Raw genomic sequence first — 1,858 nt, forward strand, 5'->3', positions numbered from 1 at the left:
CGCCGGTCGACTGGACCTCGGTCCTGCCCGAGGCCGGCCGAGCCACGCTGCCCACCTATCCGTTCCAGCACCGGCGCTACTGGCTCGACGCACCGCGCCCCACGGCGGGCCCGGCCCGGGTGCTGCACCGCGTCGCCTGGCATCCCGTCACCACACCGGCCCGTCCGGCGCTGCACGGCACCTGGCTGGTCGTCGGCGACGGCCTGTCGTGGATCGACCGGGCGCTGGCCGACCACGGCGCGCACGTCGTCCGTGTGGACGCGGTCAGCCCGGAGCCGGTGCGGGACCTCGGCGACGTCACTGCGGTGGTGAGCCTGCTCGACGACCCCGCGGCCTGGCTGTCGCTGTTCCAGTCGATCGACGCTCCGCTGTGGACGGTGACCTCGGGGGCGGTCTCCGCCGGGCCCGACGACCCGCTGACCGACCCTGGCGCGGCCCAGCTGTGGGGACTCGGCCGGGTGGCCGCCCTGGAGCACCCGGCGCGGATCGGCGGCTTCGTGGACGTGCCCGCCGAGCCCGGGCCGCGTACCGGCCGGCTGTTCGCCGCCGTGCTCACCGGTGACGAGGACCAGGTGGCCGTCCGCGGCGCCGCTGCCTACGGACGGCGACTCGAAGCGGTGCCGGCCGCACCGGCCCAGCCGTGGCGGCCGTCGGGGACGGTGCTGGTGACCGGCGGCACCGGCGCGCTCGGCCGGCACTGCTCGCACTGGCTGCTCGCCAACGGCGCCGACCGGGTCGTCCTGATCAGCCGTGGCGGAGCCGCCACGGCCGAGCCTGACCCGCGGGTCACCGTGGCGGCCTGCGACGCCGCGGATCGTGAGCAGCTCGCCGCGCTGCTGGCCACCATCGAGATCGACGCCGTCGTGCACGCGGCCGGCGTGCTCGACGACGGGCTGCTGGACTCACTCACCCCCGAGCGCCTCCGCGCCGTGGCCCGGCCCAAGGTCGACGCCGTGCGGCACCTGCACGAGCTGACCCTTGACCGGGATCTGTCCGCGTTCGTGCTCTTCTCCTCACTGGCCGGGACGACGGGCTCGGCGGGGCAGGGCAACTACGCCGCCGCGAACGCCTTCCTCGACGCGTTCGCCGAGCACCGGTGTGGCCTCGGCCTGCCGGCCACCAGCATCGCCTGGGGGCCGTGGGCCGGCGACGGTATGGCCGGCCGGGCCGACGGCACCCTCTCCTGGGCCGGGCTCACCCCGCTCGCGCCGTCGGCGGCCCTCGACGCGCTGGGCGAGGCTGTCGGGCGCGAGCTCCCGGCCGTCGTGGCGGCTCGCGCCGACTGGTCCCGCTTCGCCACCGCCCTCACCGAGGCGCGGCCGAGCCACCTGCTCGACGTGCTGGCGCCGGCGGTCCCCGCACGCACACCGGTGCGGCAGGGGCCGCGCACCCGGCGGGAGTTGCTCGACCTGGTCCGGACCTCGGTCACCGCCGTGCTCGGCCACGGGGACGGCGACCGGCTCGACGCCGGGCGAGCCTTCCGTGACCTCGGCTTCACCTCCCTCAGCGCGGTCCGGCTGCGCAACGCGCTGGCTGCGGTCACCGGGCTGACCCTGGACGCCACGGTCGTCTTCGACCACCCGAGCATGGACGCGCTGACCGGGTACCTGGCCTCGTTGCTGCTGGACTCGCCGGACGCCGCGGAGACGCCGGTGGTCCGTGCGGCCACCGACGAGCCGGTGGCCATCGTCGGCATGGCCTGCCGGTTCCCCGGTGGCGTGCGCTCGCCGGAGGACCTGTGGGAGCTGCTGGCCGCCGGAACGGACGCGATCGCCGAGTTCCCGTCCGACCGCGGCTGGGACCTCGACACGCTCTTCGACCCCGACGGTGGGACACCTGGCACCTCGTACGTCCGGGA

The 1,858-nt window shown here is 76.3% G+C and carries 1 protein-coding gene; it reads left to right on the top strand.

Features of this window, described 5'->3' with window-relative positions; translation table 11 throughout:
• On the top strand, positions 1-1,858 hold a 1,858-nt coding region (locus Aco03nite_RS52345), incomplete at both ends, for a beta-ketoacyl reductase (RefSeq protein WP_203810758.1).

The sequence above is a fragment of the Actinoplanes couchii genome (genome assembly GCF_016862075.1).
Taxonomy (GTDB): domain Bacteria; phylum Actinomycetota; class Actinomycetes; order Mycobacteriales; family Micromonosporaceae; genus Actinoplanes; species Actinoplanes couchii.